Consider the following 16,483-nt stretch of genomic DNA (forward strand, 5'->3'; position numbering starts at 1 on the left):
GGCTGTGAATGAATAGAGAGCCGGATACAGCGAGAGTTGTAAGTCCGGTTCGGGGGCGAGTGCCTGGAAACCTACCGCAGCAATGCGGCAAGGCGCTGGGTACTTAGCCTACTGAACTCCGTGTCCGTAAAAGACGGCAAAAAATACCGCAGCAATGCGAAAAGCTATATCACCGAGGTGCGTCGGATTTCCGATGCGCTTTGCGCAGAGCACCGTCTATCCATCATCTGCACGGAGAAATCGGAGCAGGTCGTCCGCCCCTACGCGCAGTGGCTGGCCGAACAAAACGGAACGCCTACATGGAAAACACCCATTCAGCAGGACTTGGACGCCGCCGTTGCAGTTGCTCTCACGTGGAAGCAGTTTCTGCGGATTTTGGAGCGGCAGGGTTATGCTTTCCGCTTTGACAGGAAGCACCCCACGCTGATTCTGCCAGGCAGCGGGCGCACCGTGCGGTTCAAGACTCTGGGAATGCGGTACACCCCGGAAACCCTCCAGCGTCGCATCCTTTACCCCAAGCCTGCCCACCGGGCTGGGAAAGAACAGACGCCGGTCCGCCGGCGCCTTCTCCTTTCCGGAAAAAAGCCCCACCGCGGGCGCACCGGCCTGCGGGCGCTCTACTTTTCCTATTTATACAAGGTGGGCGCACTGCCGAAAAAGCCACGGTACATAAGTTACGCTGTGCGTGAGGATATCCGCAAGCTGGATCGACGAATCGAGCAGGCGGAATTCATCTTCAAAAATCACATCGCGGACCGCGGGCAGCTTGCCGCCATCCGGCAGAAAGCGGAAGATGAAATCGCCGTGCTGATAAAGCAGCGCCAGAAGCTCTACCGCTATGAACCAAAATCCCCGCAAATCGGTGTATGCACAGCGCAGCTGAAAAAGCTGCGGCACACGGTCAAGCTGTGCCGGAACATCGAAATCCATTCGATAGAGATGGAACAGCGGCTGCAATCGGCGCGATTGGAAGAACAGCAGAAAAAAGAAGATCCGCAGAAAGAAGCCCGCAATCGGGATAATCACAAAGGAAGGTGAATTGACTGAACTACGGAAGCGATCCAGCCGACCAGATTGTTCGGTTTACACTTGAAGGCACAGAAATGGCGCTCAGGCTGTCGGGTATGGCGGCGAAAAACTTTGCGCTGTTTGTCTATGCCGTACTGAAGGACCAGAAGAAAACCCACGGCAAGACGAGGCTTGTGCGCATGCTTCGGGAACAGCGTCCATTCAAATTCTTTAACATTCCCACGGAACATATGAGGGAGTTCGCCACAGAAGCCAAAACGCACGGCCTGCTATACGTCCCCATTCGGAATAAGCAAAAGGCCGACCGTATCGAAGTGGTGGTATTCGCGGACGACGCCTCCAAAGTCCAGCGTATTTTTGACAACCTCGGTCTTGACGCAGTTAAGGCGCAGGTCGGCGAAGCCACCATCGCCAGCGTACAGGAGCAGGAAAAACAGGCTCCCGCAGCCCCGGCCCCCGGCAAGACGGAAACCGTCAAAACCGAGCAGGGCGAAGTGGAATTCGAGGTGGGCGGCTTTGAGGACGATTTCAATATCGGCCCGCCTCAGCAGGATGCCGCCGAAAATTTTACTTCTGGCCGGGAGAAGGAATCAAATCCCCCGGCAGCGGAAAAGAGTCCGTCCGAGCCTTCCTCGCCCAGCAAAAGCTCTTCGTCCGGCTTAACAAGCCCTAAAGAGCCGGAGCATAAGCCCTCGGTGAAAAAGCAGCTGCAGGAAATCCGGCAGGAGCAGGCGGAGAAGAAAACAGGGAAATCCAAGCAGCAGGAACACCAGAATCCTACCCCCGGTCGTTCCAAGCAGAAGAAAAAGGAAAAACAGAAAGGAAGGTAATGCCCTATCGATTTATCCAGTTTGATTGGCAGAAAGCAGGAAGTCCTGCCTCAGCCGGAACAGCAGTACACCAAGGAAGAATATGCCGCTATGAAGCAGGCTGAACGTGAGGAAGTCTGGTCGAGAGTTAGCGCACAGGCCGAGTCAGTGTTCAAGGATGACGATTCCATGAGGGGATTCCTCCATTTCATGGCGGACTGCACCCCGCAGAAAACCAGCAACCTGCTGCTTCTCTATGCGCAGAATCCTGAAATCACCCATCCCCGCACCTTCGACAAATGGAAGGAAGCCGGGCGCTCCATCCGTTCCGGTGAGAAAGGATATACCTTCTATGCGGATCAGGAATATACCAAAGAGGATGGAACCAGAGGGATCGGCTCCACCATCACCAAAGCCTACGACATCGCTCAGACCAGAGGGCCGCAGCCCCTGCCGCCTCAGCAGCATCTGCCCGAAGAGGTTATCGCCGCCATGATAGAAAACAGTCCGGTCCCGCTGGTGATTTCCGACCAGATTCCTCAAGGGGTGCAGGCGCAGTATGTGCCGAGACAGCGCACCATTTTTGTCCGCAATGGGATGGATGAAACCGCCACCATCTGCGCCATCGCCCGCGAGCAGGCCCACGCCGGCTTCGACGCGGTGGGCAGTGGTTACTATCGGCAGGCGTATGCGGCTCAGGCTTACTGCGCAGCGTATGTGGTTGCGCAGAAATTCGGCCTTGATACCTCTGCGTTCCATTTTGACAAGGTGTGCCAAAGCTATACTGAAATGAGCGCGGACGATAAGCGCGGCTTTTTGGGCGACGTTAAACGGGCCGCCTATTCCATCAACTGGGATATCCAGAGGACCTTCCGGGATCTGGAGCAGGCCATCCAGCCGGATGAATTTTCCGTCGCAGCGCCCAAGCCTGCCAAGGCGCCGAAAGCAAAAACAGAGAACGCGCCGGATCGATGAACGTTTTCCGTTTGTTTTCTTTTGTGCAGTAGCTTTTCGCAGGCTGTTGTGCTATATTAAAGTAAAATAAGATTAAATGCCGGAAGGAAGGGAATCGCCATGACAAGGCAGCGGTTGGTGAAAATGACCTACGGGGACCGGAACATACTGGTCAAAGCACTTCAAAGCGCGCGGGGATCCATCGGCCCGGAAGTGTCCGAAAAACTGCAGGCACTTATGAACAAAACCCTCGCTGCTCCAAAGCGCAAGCTGTACCTGAGCGACGAAGAACACCAGTACGCCACGCTGTCCATGAACGGGATGCGAAACGCCTATCTTGCGGCTGATCGAAGCTGCGGCGGCATTGACCGTCTTCTCATAAAGCTCATCCGCGCGAAATACCGGCGTGTACCTGAACGATATAAAGTGTAACAACGATCTTTGCCCGGAGTCTTTGGAATTTTTCTCCCGTCGACTCCGGGATTTTTTGTTTTATTGAAAAAGGAGGGGAGTAACCGACAAGACCGTCTGCATTGTTTTATCTTTCTGCTGTGAAGAAAGGGTGGGTGCCTCTTCAGCGGGATAGCTACAGAAAAAAATTCCTGGTGGGTATGGCTCCTGCCTTTGCCCATCGTCTGGTGGGCCGCCCTGTTGGTCGCCGGAAGCTGGCGCGACGGGATGAACCTTGTGGATCTGCTGGAAAAGCTCTCTGCCTCCATGAACAGCCCCTTTTCTGTTCACTGGACGAAATACTCCGCCCGCTGCCTGTTGTTCTTCACGCTGGGATATGCGGTTGTCGCCCTTGCCGCAACCGCCAACCGCAAGCATTACCGCAGGGGTTCGGAGCACGGTTCCGCCAGGTGGGGCAACGTGTGCAGGATCGCCAAGCGGTACCGGGACAAGAAAAATCCTAAACAAAACCTCATTTTGACCCAGCATTTCCAGATGGGGATGGACGGCCACAAGCACAAACGCAACACCAACGTGTTGGTCATCGGCGGATCCGGCGCGGGCAAAAGCCGCTCCTATGCCATTCCCAATGTGCTCAACTGCGGGACGTGTTCGCTGGTCGTCTGCGATCCAAAATCCGAAATCCTGCGCAAAACAGGCGGAGCGCTGAAATCCAACGGCTATGAGGTGCGGGTGTTTGACTTGTTAACCCCCGACGCCTCCTTCTGCTACAACCCATTAGCCTATGTGCGGGACGACAAGGACGTGCTGCGCCTAATCGAAACCCTCATTCAGTCCACCACCCCGCCCGGGGCGCAGAGTTCGGATCCCTTCTGGACCAAATCGGAAACGGCGCTTCTGCAGGCCTTGGTCCTATATCTCATGCATGAAGCGCCGCCGGAAGAACAGAACTTCGCCACGGTGATGGAGATGCTGGCCGCCGCGGAAGTACGGGAGGAAGATGAGGAATACGAGTCTCCTCTGGACGTCCTGTTCGCCCGTTTAGAGATGCGGGATCCGGAGAGTATCGCTGTCAAGCAGTACCACATCTTTAAGATGGGCGCCGGCAAAACGCTGAAATCCATCTTAATCAGCGTCGGCGTCCGGCTGTCGGCTTTTAACCTGCCGCAGATTGCAAGGCTTACCTACACCGACGACCTTCATCTGGAGGAAATGGGCGAGAAAAAAGTGGCCCTGTTCTGCTGCATCCCGGACTCGGATAAATCCCTCAATTACCTTGTGGGGATGATTTACGGGCAGCTCATCCAGACGCTGTATTTTGTAGCCGACCGGAAATACAAAGGCCGGCTGCCGGTGCCGGTTCACTTGCTCATCGACGAAGCGCCGAACATCGCCCTGCCCACGGACAACTTTTTGCCCTGGCTTTCCACAATGCGAAGCCGCAATATCTTCTGCAGCTATATCGCGCAGAATATGGCGCAGATCAAGGCGCTGTTCAAGGAGCAGTGGGAATCGCTGGTCGGCCTGTGCGACGAGTTTCTCTATCTCGGTGGGAACGAAAAGGAAACCCACAAGTATGTTTCCGAGCTCATGGGCAAGGAGACGTTGGACACGAATACCTACGGCCACAGCCGCGGACGAAACGGCAGTTTCAGCATCAACGACCAGCAGACGGGTCGGGAGCTTCTCGCCCCCGACGAAGTACGGATGCTGGATAACCGCAAGGCGATCCTGTTTGTCCGCGGGGAACGCCCCATGATGGATGACAAATACGATCTCATGCGCCATCCAAACATCCGGCTGACAGAGGACGGCGGTGCCGCGCCCTACGATTACACGCTGGCAAAGAGTGCCGCAGATGACCTCGACTACTCTCCAGAACAGTATGACGAGTTTGAACTGCTGGAGCCGGATGATTTTATGAAATCGTAAATAAACACATATTGAATTGGAGGAATGCTTCTGAAGAAATTCAAAATTGCTTTTAAGAAAGCACCCAAGAAGAATCGCAGGCCACAGAATACGCTTTCTCTCGGCAGAAATGGACGATTTGGTTTTTCCGCCTACATCGCCGTGGTTCTGTGCTTCTGCTGTCTTTCAACAACCGTCTTTGCTGCCGGTGACCCGCTGGCAGTCGTAAATAATCTCTCTACCTTCATTTTTTCCTTGATCCGCGCCATCGGTCTGATCCTGTTAGGCTGGGGTGTGGTACAGGTAGGTCTTTCCTTCCAGAGCCATGACCCCTCTCAGCGTTCGCAGGGCTTTCTAACGCTGGCAGGCGGGCTGGTTGTCACCTTTGCGAAAGAAATCCTCGACTTGATCACCGCTTGATTCCCTGTTCATTACGCAAGGGAGCGTTCTATACGGAGCGCCCCCTTCTATTTATTTAAAAGGAGGTGACCAGCTGGAAACTGGATTATTGATAACTTGAATTCGGCGCTGGAAACATGGAATGACAAGCTGGCGGAAATCTGGACACTGCTTACCCAAGATCCCGCGACCTTCAAGGGCGGCGGAATCTGGCAGGTCATGCTGGACATCAACGGGGCCTTGAAAGCCATTGGATTCGGGCTGCTGGTACTGTTTTTTGCCGTCGGCGTGGTCCAGACCTGTTCGAGCGCAGCCGATTTGAAGCGCCCGGAACATGCTTTCAAATTGTTTATTCGTTTCGCCTTGGCAAAAGCCGCTGTAACTTACGGCCTCGATCTCATGCTGGCGATTTTTCAAATCATTCAAGGGATGGTCTCCACGATCATCATGAGATCCGGACTGTCGGGGAACAGTGACGCTGCACTCCCACAGGAAATCATCGACAAGATCAACCAAGTTGGATTTTGGGACAGTATTCCCCTATGGGCAGTCACGCTGATAGGCGGGCTGTTCATCACGGCGCTGGCGTTCATTATGATCCTGACGGTGTATAGTCGGATATTCAAATTGTACATGTATACGGCTATCGCCCCAATTCCCATGTCCAGCTTCGCAGGGGAACCCACCAGCAATGTTGGGAAAAACTTCCTGCGTTCCTATGCAGGCGTTTGCCTCGAAGGGGCGATTATTGCGCTTGCCTGCATCATCTTCTCTGTCATGGCAGCTTCACCGCCTGCGATCGATCCCGACGTCTCGGCGGTTACCGCCGTATGGAGCTACGTGGGCGAGCTGATCTTTAACCTGCTTGTTCTGGTCGGCGCCGTGCGAATGAGCGACCGGATCGTCAAGGAGCTGTTGGGGCTGTAACACATCCAAAAAGCGAACAGGCCCTGCGGAAAACCGCAGAACCTGTTCGTTCATTCATGATCTAATATCCATTGCAGCAACCCCTGCCGGTCAATTTGACCGGCAGCGACGGATAGAACAATATCAATCAATTCCTGTTGTTCATAACGGAGCTCGATCCCATTCACCGCCAGGAAAACCAGCATGGTATGTGCGCCGATACGCTTATTCCCATCCACAAAGGGATGATTACGTATCAGGCCAAAGCCAAGCTGTGCCGCTTTGGCCTGCAGAGACGGATACACCGGTTCTCCGCCGAACGTTTGAAACGGTGCGGCCAATGCGGATTCCAGCAGCCCTTCGTCCCGAATCCCGTCGATGCCTCCGAATTCCCGGATTAGCGCGGAATGCAAAGCCGTCACCTGATTTTTGGATAAGGTTTTCATTTGGCCAACTCCTCATAAGCGCGGCGGTTCTTGGCGATCAGCCGCTTGGATACGGCCAGAATATCCTCGTCTTCCGCAAGCTGCTCCTGCTCTGCCTGGCTGAATTCCAACAGCACATACCGCGGGACATTGTTCTTTAAGATCACGGCTGCGCCGTTTTCGTCCACCAAGCGCGCAACACGGGAAAAGTTCTGATTTGCTTCTGTAATGGAAACAAGATTCTTTGTGTTCACTGTCATTTGTAACACCTCCTACTTCTATTATACTCAAAAATAGGATAAATTCAACCTATTTTTAAAGGAGCTGGTTTTTTATCGAAGTCAAAGTGCCAAAGGAAATCCGGGATTATCAGGAGTCCATCTTCTTCGGGCTCGCTGCCCGGCAGTTCATCTGTTCTCTGCTGGCTGTAGGCGTGGCGGTTGGACTGTACTTCGGCCTGCGTCCGCTGGTCGGCAGCGAGGAAGTGGGCTGGATGTGCATTCTCGGGGCCGCTCCCTTTGCAGCCTGCGGCTTTTTCAAATACCACGGCATGACCGCCGAACAGGCGGCTTGGGCCTGGTTCAAGTCGGAATTTCTCTATCCCAAAAAGCTGGTGTTTAAATCCGACAATCTCTACTTCGACGCCATGAAGGACGCCATCGCTGAAGGAGAGAAGCTTCCCCGCAAGCGGAAAGGCCGAAATTCCCAGCCATCGGCTGAGAAAGAACCGTAATCTCAAAAATCTCTCAGAAAAGGAAGGATGCCTATAAGTAAAACGCTCAGCAAAGCGGCGAAAGCAGAAAAAGAGAAATTTACGATTCCAAAGTCCGTACAGGACGCTATTCCCATCCAGCGAATCTGGCCGGATGGGATTTTTCAGGTGGGAAGACGGTTTTCCAAGACCTTTTCCTTTACCGATATCAACTACAGCATCGCCAGCAAAGACGACAAAACGGCGATGTTTCTCGACTATGCCGAGCTACTCAACGCGCTGGACTCCGGCGCTTCCGCCAAGATCACCATCAACAACCGGAAGGTCAACAAGGCAGAGTTTGAGAAATCCCTGCTGCTTCCGATGAAAGAAGATGGGCTGGATCCCTACCGGAAAGAGTACAACGAGATGCTGCTTTCCACAGTCACCGGCGTGAGCAGCAGTGTCGTGCAGGACCGCTACATCACCATCACTGTGGCGAAGCGGAATATCGATGAAGCCCGCACCTATTTCTCCCGCGTGGGCACAGACCTCATCACCCACCTTGCCCAGCTTTCCTCCATAGGGCGGGAACTGGATATTGCGTCGCGCCTGCAGATCTTCCGGGACTTTTTCAAAGGCAATGAGCCTGCCGCTTTTGCCTTTGACCTGAAAGAGCACATGCAAAAAGGACACAGCTTCAAGGATTGGCTGTGCCCCGACAGCATGGAGTTTCACAAAGACCATTTCCGTCTCAACGACCGCTGGGGCCGCGTCCTCTATCTGCAGGATTACGCTTCCTACATCAAGGATTCAATGATTGCAGAGCTCTGCGACATGGATCGCAGCCTCATGCTTTCCATCGATATTCTGACGGTTCCCACCGACGAAGCGGTGCGGGAAATCCAGAACAAGCTCCTGGGTGTAGAGACGAACGCGGCAAACTGGCAGCGTAAGCAGAACGCCGCCAACAACTTTTCGGCTGTTCTCCCTTACGATATGGAGCAGCAGCGGAAAGAGACGAAAGAGCTGCTCGATGACTTAACAAACCGCGACCAGCGCATGATGTTCGGCCTTGTGACCATAGTTCATCTGGCGGATTCCAAGGAGCAGCTGGACAGCGATACCGAAACGATCCTCACCACAGCGCGCAAGCACTTGTGCCAGATGAGCGTCCTCCGCTGGCAGCAAAAGGACGGTCTGGACACGGTTTTGCCCTACGGTTTGCGGCGGATCTCCGCGCTGCGCACCCTGACCACGGAAAGCACCGCGGTGCTGATTCCCTTCCGGGCGCAGGAGATCCTTCAGACCGGCGGCATCTACTACGGGCAAAACGCAGTTTCCAAGAACATGATCGTGGTGGATCGCCGTAAGCTCTTAAACGGAAACAGCTTTCGCCTCGGCGTTTCCGGTTCCGGCAAGTCCTTCTCCGCCAAGGAAGAAATCGTCAGCATCGCCCTTTCCACCAACGACGATATCCTGATTCTGGATCCGGAATCTGAATTCGGCTTCCTTGTCGAGGCCCTCGGCGGTGAAGTGATCCGGGTATCCGCCTCTTCGGACACCCACCTGAACGCCATGGATATGGACAAGGCCTACGGCGACGAACGCAACCCGCTGATCGAAAAGTCCGAATTCATCCTCTCCTTGTTCGAGCAGCTGGTAGGCGCCGGCAACGTGAGCGCAAAGGAGAAGTCCATCCTCGACCGATGCACCTATGACGTGTACCGGGAATACATGATCAACAACTATCAGAGCGAGGCGCCTACCCTGAAAGATCTGTATCACACCCTTTTAAAGCAGCCGGAGCCGGAAGCCAGAGGGCTGGCGCTTTCCTCCGAACTGTTCATCACCGGCAGTTTGAACACTTTTGCCCAGCACACCAATGTGGATACCAAAGCCCGGATCATCGCCTACGATATCCGGGAGCTTGACGAGCAACTCATGCCCATCGGCATGCTGGTCACGCTGGACGCCATCTTCAACCGTGTGATCCAGAACTGGAAGAAAGGAAAAACCACATGGGTCTTTGCCGATGAATTTTACCTTTTGTTCCGGTATGCGTACAGCGCCGATTTCTTCTACAAGCTGTGGAAGCGCATCCGCAAATACAACGGCCTCGTGACAGGGCTGACGCAGAACGTCGAGGAGCTTCTCCGTTCCGATACAGCCCGTCTCATGCTAGCCAACAGCGAATTTCTCATTCTCCTGAATCAATCCGCCACCGATCGGGACGAGCTGGCCGGGCTTCTGCATATTTCTGAAAACCAGCTCAGCTACATCACCAATGTGGCGGCCGGCTGCGGCCTGATCCGCTGCGCCGGAAACATTGTGCCATTCGAAAACAGCTTCCCCCGCAACACGCGTCTGTACCAGTTGATGACCACCAAGCCGGATGAAGTGCTGAAAGGGGCGTAACCATAGATGAAATTATATTGCAACAGGGGGCCGCCTTCGGCCCCCTGCATTTTTATTTGGAGGTATGCTATTGAAAGAAATCAAAACAAAAGCTGAAGACGTAAAGCCGAAACTGATGGAGCATGCAGCTAAAGCCCCGAAAACCGCCGCGAAAGACCTGTGGCTGAAATCCAAGGAAAAATCCATATCTGAAATAAAAGAGACGCCATTCGCCGGCCAGCGTGGAGAATCCTCAAACGCTCCCGCCAACAATGCCGGAGATCAGATGCTGTCCGGTGCGGAGACCACTGCTAGGGAAGGTGCAAGCCTGACCTACCGTGGTGGAAAAAAGCTGGCGCAGACCACGGTCCGGAAGGTGAAAGAAAAAAGAGAGATTTCCCGTACCTTGTCGGAAACGAAAAATGCAGGCAGTAAAACAGTGGAAGCCGTGAAAGATACCACTTCTAAAATGCGGACGAAGAATACAATGACCAAGGCTGTCAAGGGGAAGCCGCAGAAAGCAGTGAAAACAGCCAGCCGTTCTGTGAAAGGCGTAAAGCAGGGCACAAAGGGGATCAAGACCGCGCAGCATTCGGCAAAAACGGCGCAGCAGGCAGCGAAAGAGGCGCAAAAAACAGCGCAGACCACCGCAAAGGCGGCTAAGGCGTCTGCCCAAGCCGCCAAAGCCGTAGCGAAATCGATGGTAACGGGCATAAAGGCGGCGGCCAAGGCAACCGCAGCCGCCGTCAAAGCAACTGCTGCCGCAATTAAGGGATTGATCGCTCTGATTGCCGCCGGAGGTTGGGTTGCCGTGGTCGTTATTCTTTTGATTTGCCTAATTGCCCTGATTGTCGGCTCCTGCTTCGGCTTGTTTTTCGCCTCCGACTCCACGGGAACCGGCACCAGTGTGTCACAGGCAGTGTCTACCCTCAATGGGGAATATCTGGCCCGCATTCAGGAGATAGAGGCCGTTAATCCCCATGACCGGATGGAAACCACCTCCAGCAACGGGGAACCCGCCATCAATTGGGAGGATGTCCTCGCTGTATTTTCCGCCAAGGTTACCGGCGCGAAGGATGGAGCGCAGGTCGCCTCGCTGGATGACACTCAGGTGAATGAACTGCGGAATATTATGTGGGAAATGAATGTGGTATCCTCCGATACCCGCACCGAAAGCCATGAAGTCGAGGTAACCGTTACCGATGAAAATGGCAAGGAAACCACTCATACCGAAACGGTGACGGAAACCATTCTGGAAATTGCAATCACACACAAAACTCCGAAGGAAATGGCCCGACAGTACAGCTTTAACGCAAGGCAGAACGAATACCTCGCCCATATGTTGGAACCGGAAAACCAGAGCCTGTGGGTGGAACTGCTGGGCGGTTTTGTCAGCGGCAGCGGGCAGATCATGACCCCCGACACCGATTGGGTAGGGATGGGCATTTTTCAGTGGCCTTTGCCGCAAAGCTACACGATCACCTCTTGGTTTGGCTATCGGAAAGATCCTTTCACTGGAGAGATTGCCTACCACAGCGGAACCGACATTGCTGCACCGAAAGGAACGCCTATCCTTGCCGCGGCAAACGGAACTGTCACCATCGCCAACGCCATCGATTCATGGGGCGATAGCTACGGCTACCATGTTAAAATCAAGCATACAGATTCCTTTGAGACTCTCTATGCTCACTGCTCCTCAATTTGTGTCACAAAAGGACAGGAAGTGAAACAGGGCGAGGTTATCGGCTATGTGGGGACCACTGGCAATTCTACCGGAAATCATCTGCATTTTGAGGTCAGACAGAACGGAGAGCGGGTAGATGCGCTTAACTATTTTAGGTAGCCAGTGGATATAGTGTAAGAGGTAAATGTCAAATTGAAAATCTGGTTTTTATATAATCAAATCTTTATGATTTGCCAATTATCTTACCATCGCTTATATGTATTACTCTTGAACCATATGAGGAAAGTTCCTAATCGTGTGTTACCATAATAACAGTGATGCCTTCGGAATTGAGCTCCTTTAACAGCTCCATTACCTGTATGCCGGTATTATAATCAAGATTTCCGGTTGGCTCATCTGCTAAAATAAGTTTAGGGTTATTAGAAATGGCTCGCGCGATTGCGATACGTTGCTGCTGATCTCCAGAAAGCTGTTGAGGATACGCTTTTGACATTTTTCCGTATACGCTTGACCGCTTTCTGGAAAAGATAACTCATAAAACCACCGCCTATAAGCCTTTCACAACTTCAACAATTTCCCGCAAGTACCTGTACATCACCGTCGATCACAAGACGGCTCTGGAAATGGCCGATGAATATGGATTCGATGAAAATCAGCACCGCCAGCTTGCAGAGCTTTTATCCGATGAGAGCAAAGAACTTTGGACACAGGTTCTCTACGGGATCACCGGCGTCGGCAGCGACATCGTATCGGTGGCGCTTTCGCAGGTTGGCAATGTTGACGGCGAGCCGTATTGGAGCTGGTATGGCTTCAGCGAGCGGGTAGACTGGTGTGCCTGCTTTGTTTCATGGTGCGCCAATGAATGCGGATACATAGACGCCGGCATGATTCCCAAATTTGCAGGCTGCACCAGCGGCGGTATGGCATGGTTTAAGGAACACGGCCAATGGCAGGAGCGGGACTATGTTCCGAATCCCGGGGACATCATTTTCTTTGATTGGGCCTCTAACGGTCTGAATGGAGACGCCGATCACGTTGGCATTGTCGAGAAAGTGGAGAACGGAAGAATTTATACGATTGAGGGCAACTCCGATGATTTCGTCCGCCAAAGCAGCCATCCCGTGGGGTATTTAGAAATTAGGGGATTTGGTTGTCCGATATATTAACTCAAAATATATTTGACCACTAACGCTAATAAATAGAACTTGTCAAAAAGCGCTCTTGTTTCTAAAGTTGTAGCAGTAACTTCTTTATTACCGACTATAATTCCGCAGGAGATTTATATTTAAGACATTTCAATAAATTGGTATCGATTCTATTTTTATAGTCTGTATTGATAATCAGATGTTTATTTGTTATAATTTTATGAAATTGTAGAGTGAAGATTTGTTTGTAGCTATGGTGGTATGTCTTACGACATCAACTTTTAGTATAATCATCCAAACAAGATAACTACACACGGGTATAATATGCTTAAGTTCCAGTTGTTCTGTATACTCTGGCATCGTTTTTCCTATTATTTGTACGAGTGTTATTCGTTGAACCTCGAAATATTGTCGCAGCCAAAAGTTTAGGGACGAAAAGGCTATTTAACCCGGAAGTTTCAGACGAACAGAGGGAAGGTTTGAAATAATATGATATTTGTAATATCGTTCCCTCGTTATGCTGCAACGATGAAATAAATCCACCTAGCATACCTTGTGAAAAACGGGTATGCTTTTTTCATATCTTTAAAAGGGATTCATGGCTAAGATCGCATAGCGGCAGACCGCCGCCTCCGACAATCTGAATTTTCCAAAATTTCAGATTGATCGGAGGAAACAGTCATGGCTTACAACAAAGCCAAAGCGGAAAGACAATGGCTCCGCTGGAAAGAAGCTGAAGAAAAAGAACTCGGAAAGCTCGGCGTGGATGAGGATACCATCCAGCGTCTGCATACATACGATTGGGCACAGTTCAATAAAGAGCGCCAGTACCTGCAGCGTCAGGTGGAATGGTCACACTATGTGGATTGGGCTTCGGCACAAGACATGGAACTACCTGTCGAGGACGTCGAATCCCTGCTGGACAGCATTGAGGATACACATCTCTTGCACATCCTTTCAAAAGAGGACAAGCTGACTTTGCAGATTATTTTATACAAGCTACAAGGATTCACCAGCTTGGAAATTGCAGAGAAAACTGGATTGAAAGAAGCTGCTGTCAGGCAGCGCATCTCGCGTTTAAAAAAGACATTTTAAGTTTTTTCAATTTCATGTCACGATTCGGTCTTTTTCTTGGGCTATGGGGCGAACGGGGAAAAAGACGTTCACCTTGTAGCTTGAAAAATGAACACCAGCCATGCGGGTACGTTCCCGCCTGAGCGAGCGACTGAAAAGTTCGTAGTATGCGAGCTTCGGGAAAAGCGCCATGACAAGTCCAGCCGCAAGCTGCCTCTCTTTTTTTTGAGATGCAGCTTGCGTTGTTTGGCTTTGAGCGATTCATTTTGACCGGAAAGAGGGCGCAGTTGCCCTTTTTGCCACAACCTCGGGCGGAGGATTATGATACACGCTATCGTTTGCCCACACGTCAGATGGGTTGGCCGACCTTAGGTTGTAATCAGCAAGACCTATGGGGAGCCAGTGAACGGCTTGTAAACTGCAAGCCTGCCCGCATGGTTCCCACGAGGTTGCCGGGGGGCGAGTTGCAAATACGGCACATCAAAATCCACTATTTTATTCAGATTGCCGTTGACGGCGAATCCGTGCGGCGCAGAAAATCTGCGCCGCATTAGTTTGCCGCCAACAGACCAAGGAGAATGTGCCGAAATGAACAGATCTATTTCAAAAGAGCAGGCCTACGGGGAGATAGAACGGATTTTCCGAACGCTTCTGCCTCAAAACGGGCTGGCTGTGCGGGAAGAACAAATCGCCCTCTGCTACGCCATGATGGATACCCTGTTTCAAAACAATATTGCCCTGTGCGACGCAGGTGTCGGGATCGGCAAAACCTATGCCTATCTGACCGCCTGCATTTTGCTAAAAAAATTCGCGCCTCATGTACCCGCCGGTTCCCAGTCCGTGGTGGTCTCCACCTCCAGTGTCGCCTTGCAGGACGCCATCATAGGAGAATACATTCCATTTTTATCCCGGATTTTTCTGGAGAACCGCATCATCTCCAAACCCATCCGGGCAATGGTGCGAAAAGGCAAGGAACGCTTTGTCTGCGACGCCCGTCTTTCCCAGAGATTGGAAGCTGTGAAAGATAAGAAAAAGAATGCGGAACAGATGGATGCTCTGCTCTCCTTACGTACTCATTACGACCTGGACTCCATCACCGGCCTCAGTGGATTCGATCGGCGTCAGGTATGCGTCCCAAAAGTCTGCGAAAAAACTTGCCCTTTGAGAAGCACCTGCCGATACCACCAATACCTGAAAGAAGCCAGATGTGCAGAAATTTCCGTCCAGATCTGCAACCACAACTATCTGCTGGCCGACGCCGCTCACCGTTTGCAGGAAATGCGCCCTCTTCTCAATGATTACCGGACCTTGGTGATTGACGAGGCTCACAAGCTGCCGGACGCCGCCCGCCAGATGTATGGGAAGAGCTTGTCGACGGAAGACTTCCATGAACTCTGCACGCTGCTGATAAAAGAAAAGCACACCCTTGCGGCCCAGCAGTTGAAAGAAAAGTTTGATGCACTCGTAAAGGCTATATGCCGGGGTGAACTGCTGGAAGATGCACAGCGCACTGCATTTGTCTTAACACCAGAGCGGGAAGCAGCCCTTCGGGCTTGCCTCTCCTTTCTCCGGCAGCTTCAGAAACAGCTGGCCCTGCATCTTCCCCGATGGATCCTTTACCAGCTGGGAACGACGGAACAGGTTCTCAATCTCTTTTTCACCGGAGATCGCAAATACATTCTCTACATACAATACGACCGGAGCGGAACCCCCAGTCTGTGCGCTGCCAGCCGGGAGATGCCGGAACTCCTGTCCAAGGCACTGTGGATGAAATCCACACCAGCCATTTTGACTTCCGGCACCCTCATGGCCGGCGGCAGCTTTGACAGAACCCGGCAGCTTATGGGACTCTCTGCAAACCAGCGGCTAGAAGATTTCGTCGCGGTTTCGCCCTTCAATTATGAAGAAAACTGCCTGTTATACCTCCCCGAAGACCAGCCGAAATTGTCTATTGGCAGTGAACAGGAAGTCAAGTATCTGGCGGAGCAGATCTGTAGATTAGTAGAAACTACCTACGGCCACACACTGGTGCTTTTTACCTCTTATTCCCTGATGGGCGCTGTCTACAATCAGGTGAAGGAGCAATTGTCCTTCCCGCTTATGGAAGTATGGCGGCACGCGCAGGACGTCATCCACCAGTTTAAGCAAGCGCCAAACGCCGTGCTGTTCGCAGCAGGCTCCTGTTGGGAAGGTGTGGATTTTCCCGGCGATATGGTGTCTTCGCTGATCATCGTGCGTCTGCCCTTCCCCGTTCCCGATCCATTGAGCGAAGCGGAACGGGAGCGGTATCCCACCCTACAGGATTACATCCAGACGGTGGTCATACCGGATATGCAGGTAAAGCTTCGGCAGGGATTCGGGCGGGCCATCCGAACCGAAACAGACACATGCGTGGTAAGCATTCTGGACTATCGGGCAGCCCCCGGAGAGCGGTATCACCGGGCTGTGCTGGACGCCCTACCAGACCTTCGGATCACCGAAAAAGTCGAAGACGTAGAAGAATTCATCCGGGCAAAGAAAGGCCTGGATTATTTTATGCACTAGGAGATTCACTCATGGGAAATCCACTTAATCCTGTAATGCCAAGTGAACGGCTGATAAACGAAATAAAGTATTACGTTACATACGCTTTTCTAAAAAGACTATCC

At 52.3% G+C, this 16,483-nt stretch carries 16 protein-coding genes; 13 read left to right on the forward strand and 3 right to left on the reverse strand.

The genetic code is table 11. The features are described from left to right. Positions 1–120: 120 nt before the first annotated feature. The 7 genes from R2K26_RS13890 to R2K26_RS13920 all read left to right on the forward strand — a co-directional run bounded on the left by R2K26_RS13890 (position 121) and on the right by R2K26_RS13920 (position 6,440). Positions 121–1,038: a relaxase/mobilization nuclease domain-containing protein gene (locus R2K26_RS13890; protein ID WP_316523014.1), complete on the forward strand. Its 918-nt coding sequence runs from the start codon at positions 121–123 to the stop codon at positions 1,036–1,038. 65 nt (positions 1,039–1,103) lie between these two features. Continuing rightward, on the forward strand, positions 1,104–1,859 hold the full coding sequence (locus tag R2K26_RS13895; protein WP_316523016.1) for a PcfB family protein: 756 nt from the start codon (positions 1,104–1,106) through the stop codon (positions 1,857–1,859). A 90-nt stretch (positions 1,860–1,949) separates the two neighbouring features. After that, positions 1,950–2,813 (forward strand): ArdC family protein, encoded by an 864-nt coding sequence (locus R2K26_RS13900; protein ID WP_396897258.1) that lies wholly within the window; start codon positions 1,950–1,952, stop codon positions 2,811–2,813. Positions 2,814–2,912: 99 nt separating this feature from the next. After that, positions 2,913–3,224 carry a hypothetical protein gene (locus R2K26_RS13905; RefSeq protein ID WP_316523022.1) on the forward strand — a complete coding sequence of 104 codons (312 nt, stop codon included), beginning with the start codon at positions 2,913–2,915 and terminating at the stop codon, positions 3,222–3,224. A gap of 246 nt (positions 3,225–3,470) precedes the next feature. Continuing rightward, on the forward strand, positions 3,471–5,135 hold the full coding sequence (locus tag R2K26_RS13910) for a VirD4-like conjugal transfer protein, CD1115 family (RefSeq protein WP_316523169.1): 1,665 nt from the start codon (positions 3,471–3,473) through the stop codon (positions 5,133–5,135). Between the two features lie 24 nt (positions 5,136–5,159). Continuing rightward, positions 5,160–5,534 (forward strand): glutamyl-tRNA amidotransferase, encoded by a 375-nt coding sequence (locus R2K26_RS13915; protein ID WP_316523027.1) that lies wholly within the window; start codon positions 5,160–5,162, stop codon positions 5,532–5,534. A 96-nt stretch (positions 5,535–5,630) separates the two neighbouring features. Next, positions 5,631–6,440 (forward strand): hypothetical protein, encoded by an 810-nt coding sequence (locus R2K26_RS13920; RefSeq protein WP_396897259.1) that lies wholly within the window; start codon positions 5,631–5,633, stop codon positions 6,438–6,440. Between the two features lie 50 nt (positions 6,441–6,490). Here the strand turns inward: R2K26_RS13920 and R2K26_RS13925 are convergent, their stop codons facing one another. Further along, positions 6,491–6,865 carry a type II toxin-antitoxin system death-on-curing family toxin gene (locus tag R2K26_RS13925; RefSeq protein WP_176821027.1) on the reverse strand — a complete coding sequence of 125 codons (375 nt, stop codon included), beginning with the start codon at positions 6,863–6,865 and terminating at the stop codon, positions 6,491–6,493. Further along, the gene (locus tag R2K26_RS13930; RefSeq protein ID WP_176821026.1) at positions 6,862–7,104 is read right to left on the reverse strand and encodes a type II toxin-antitoxin system Phd/YefM family antitoxin; all 243 of its coding nucleotides are present in this window, start codon (positions 7,102–7,104) and stop codon (positions 6,862–6,864) included. The genes R2K26_RS13925 and R2K26_RS13930 overlap by 4 nt, the downstream gene beginning before the upstream one ends. A gap of 74 nt (positions 7,105–7,178) precedes the next feature. Here R2K26_RS13930 and R2K26_RS13935 point away from each other — a divergent pair, with 74 nt between their 5' ends. The 3 genes from R2K26_RS13935 (at position 7,179) to R2K26_RS13945 (ending at position 11,775) form a co-directional block, all read left to right on the forward strand. Then, on the forward strand, positions 7,179–7,577 hold the full coding sequence (locus R2K26_RS13935) for a PrgI family protein (protein WP_316523171.1): 399 nt from the start codon (positions 7,179–7,181) through the stop codon (positions 7,575–7,577). Between the two features lie 27 nt (positions 7,578–7,604). Next, positions 7,605–9,953, forward strand: coding sequence for a VirB4-like conjugal transfer ATPase, CD1110 family (locus tag R2K26_RS13940; RefSeq protein ID WP_316523034.1), 2,349 nt, complete (start codon positions 7,605–7,607; stop codon positions 9,951–9,953). 70 nt (positions 9,954–10,023) lie between these two features. Then, a complete protein-coding gene (locus tag R2K26_RS13945) occupies positions 10,024–11,775 on the forward strand; it encodes a M23 family metallopeptidase (RefSeq protein WP_316523037.1) in 1,752 nt (583 codons plus the stop codon). 130 nt (positions 11,776–11,905) lie between these two features. Here R2K26_RS13945 and R2K26_RS13950 read toward each other — a convergent pair whose 3' ends face one another. Continuing rightward, on the reverse strand, positions 11,906–12,109 hold the full coding sequence (locus R2K26_RS13950) for an ATP-binding cassette domain-containing protein (protein ID WP_316523042.1): 204 nt from the start codon (positions 12,107–12,109) through the stop codon (positions 11,906–11,908). 130 nt (positions 12,110–12,239) lie between these two features. Between R2K26_RS13950 and R2K26_RS13955 the strand changes: the two genes are divergently transcribed. From R2K26_RS13955 to R2K26_RS13965, 3 genes are all read left to right on the forward strand, one after another. Further along, positions 12,240–12,782, forward strand: coding sequence for a CHAP domain-containing protein (locus R2K26_RS13955; protein ID WP_396897260.1), 543 nt, complete (start codon positions 12,240–12,242; stop codon positions 12,780–12,782). 660 nt (positions 12,783–13,442) lie between these two features. Next, positions 13,443–13,856: a sigma factor-like helix-turn-helix DNA-binding protein gene (locus R2K26_RS13960; RefSeq protein ID WP_316523047.1), complete on the forward strand. Its 414-nt coding sequence runs from the start codon at positions 13,443–13,445 to the stop codon at positions 13,854–13,856. Positions 13,857–14,423: 567 nt separating this feature from the next. Continuing rightward, positions 14,424–16,379: an ATP-dependent DNA helicase gene (locus R2K26_RS13965; RefSeq protein WP_316523050.1), complete on the forward strand. Its 1,956-nt coding sequence runs from the start codon at positions 14,424–14,426 to the stop codon at positions 16,377–16,379. Positions 16,380–16,483: the final 104 nt, after the last annotated feature.

Origin of the sequence: Neglectibacter sp. CSJ-5 (assembly GCF_032490475.1) — a bacterium.
Taxonomy (GTDB): Bacteria; Bacillota; Clostridia; order Oscillospirales; family Acutalibacteraceae; genus Hominenteromicrobium; species Hominenteromicrobium mulieris.

Bases quoted from the DNA above. Each gene is read 5' to 3' on its own strand.
- R2K26_RS13895 (WP_316523016.1), top strand. From the start codon at position 1,104: ATGGCGCTCAGGCTGTCGGGTATGGCGGCGAAAAACTTTGCGCTGTTT.
- R2K26_RS13900 (WP_396897258.1), top strand. From the start codon at position 1,950: ATGAAGCAGGCTGAACGTGAGGAAGTCTGGTCGAGAGTTAGCGCACAG.
- R2K26_RS13905 (WP_316523022.1), top strand. From the start codon at position 2,913: ATGACAAGGCAGCGGTTGGTGAAAATGACCTACGGGGACCGGAACATA.
- R2K26_RS13910 (WP_316523169.1), top strand. From the start codon at position 3,471: ATGAACCTTGTGGATCTGCTGGAAAAGCTCTCTGCCTCCATGAACAGC.
- R2K26_RS13915 (WP_316523027.1), top strand. From the start codon at position 5,160: ATGCTTCTGAAGAAATTCAAAATTGCTTTTAAGAAAGCACCCAAGAAG.
- R2K26_RS13925 (WP_176821027.1), bottom strand. From the start codon at position 6,865: ATGAAAACCTTATCCAAAAATCAGGTGACGGCTTTGCATTCCGCGCTA.
- R2K26_RS13930 (WP_176821026.1), bottom strand. From the start codon at position 7,104: ATGACAGTGAACACAAAGAATCTTGTTTCCATTACAGAAGCAAATCAG.
- R2K26_RS13940 (WP_316523034.1), top strand. From the start codon at position 7,605: ATGCCTATAAGTAAAACGCTCAGCAAAGCGGCGAAAGCAGAAAAAGAG.
- R2K26_RS13950 (WP_316523042.1), bottom strand. From the start codon at position 12,109: ATGTCAAAAGCGTATCCTCAACAGCTTTCTGGAGATCAGCAGCAACGT.
- R2K26_RS13955 (WP_396897260.1), top strand. From the start codon at position 12,240: ATGGCCGATGAATATGGATTCGATGAAAATCAGCACCGCCAGCTTGCA.
- R2K26_RS13960 (WP_316523047.1), top strand. From the start codon at position 13,443: ATGGCTTACAACAAAGCCAAAGCGGAAAGACAATGGCTCCGCTGGAAA.
- R2K26_RS13965 (WP_316523050.1), top strand. From the start codon at position 14,424: ATGAACAGATCTATTTCAAAAGAGCAGGCCTACGGGGAGATAGAACGG.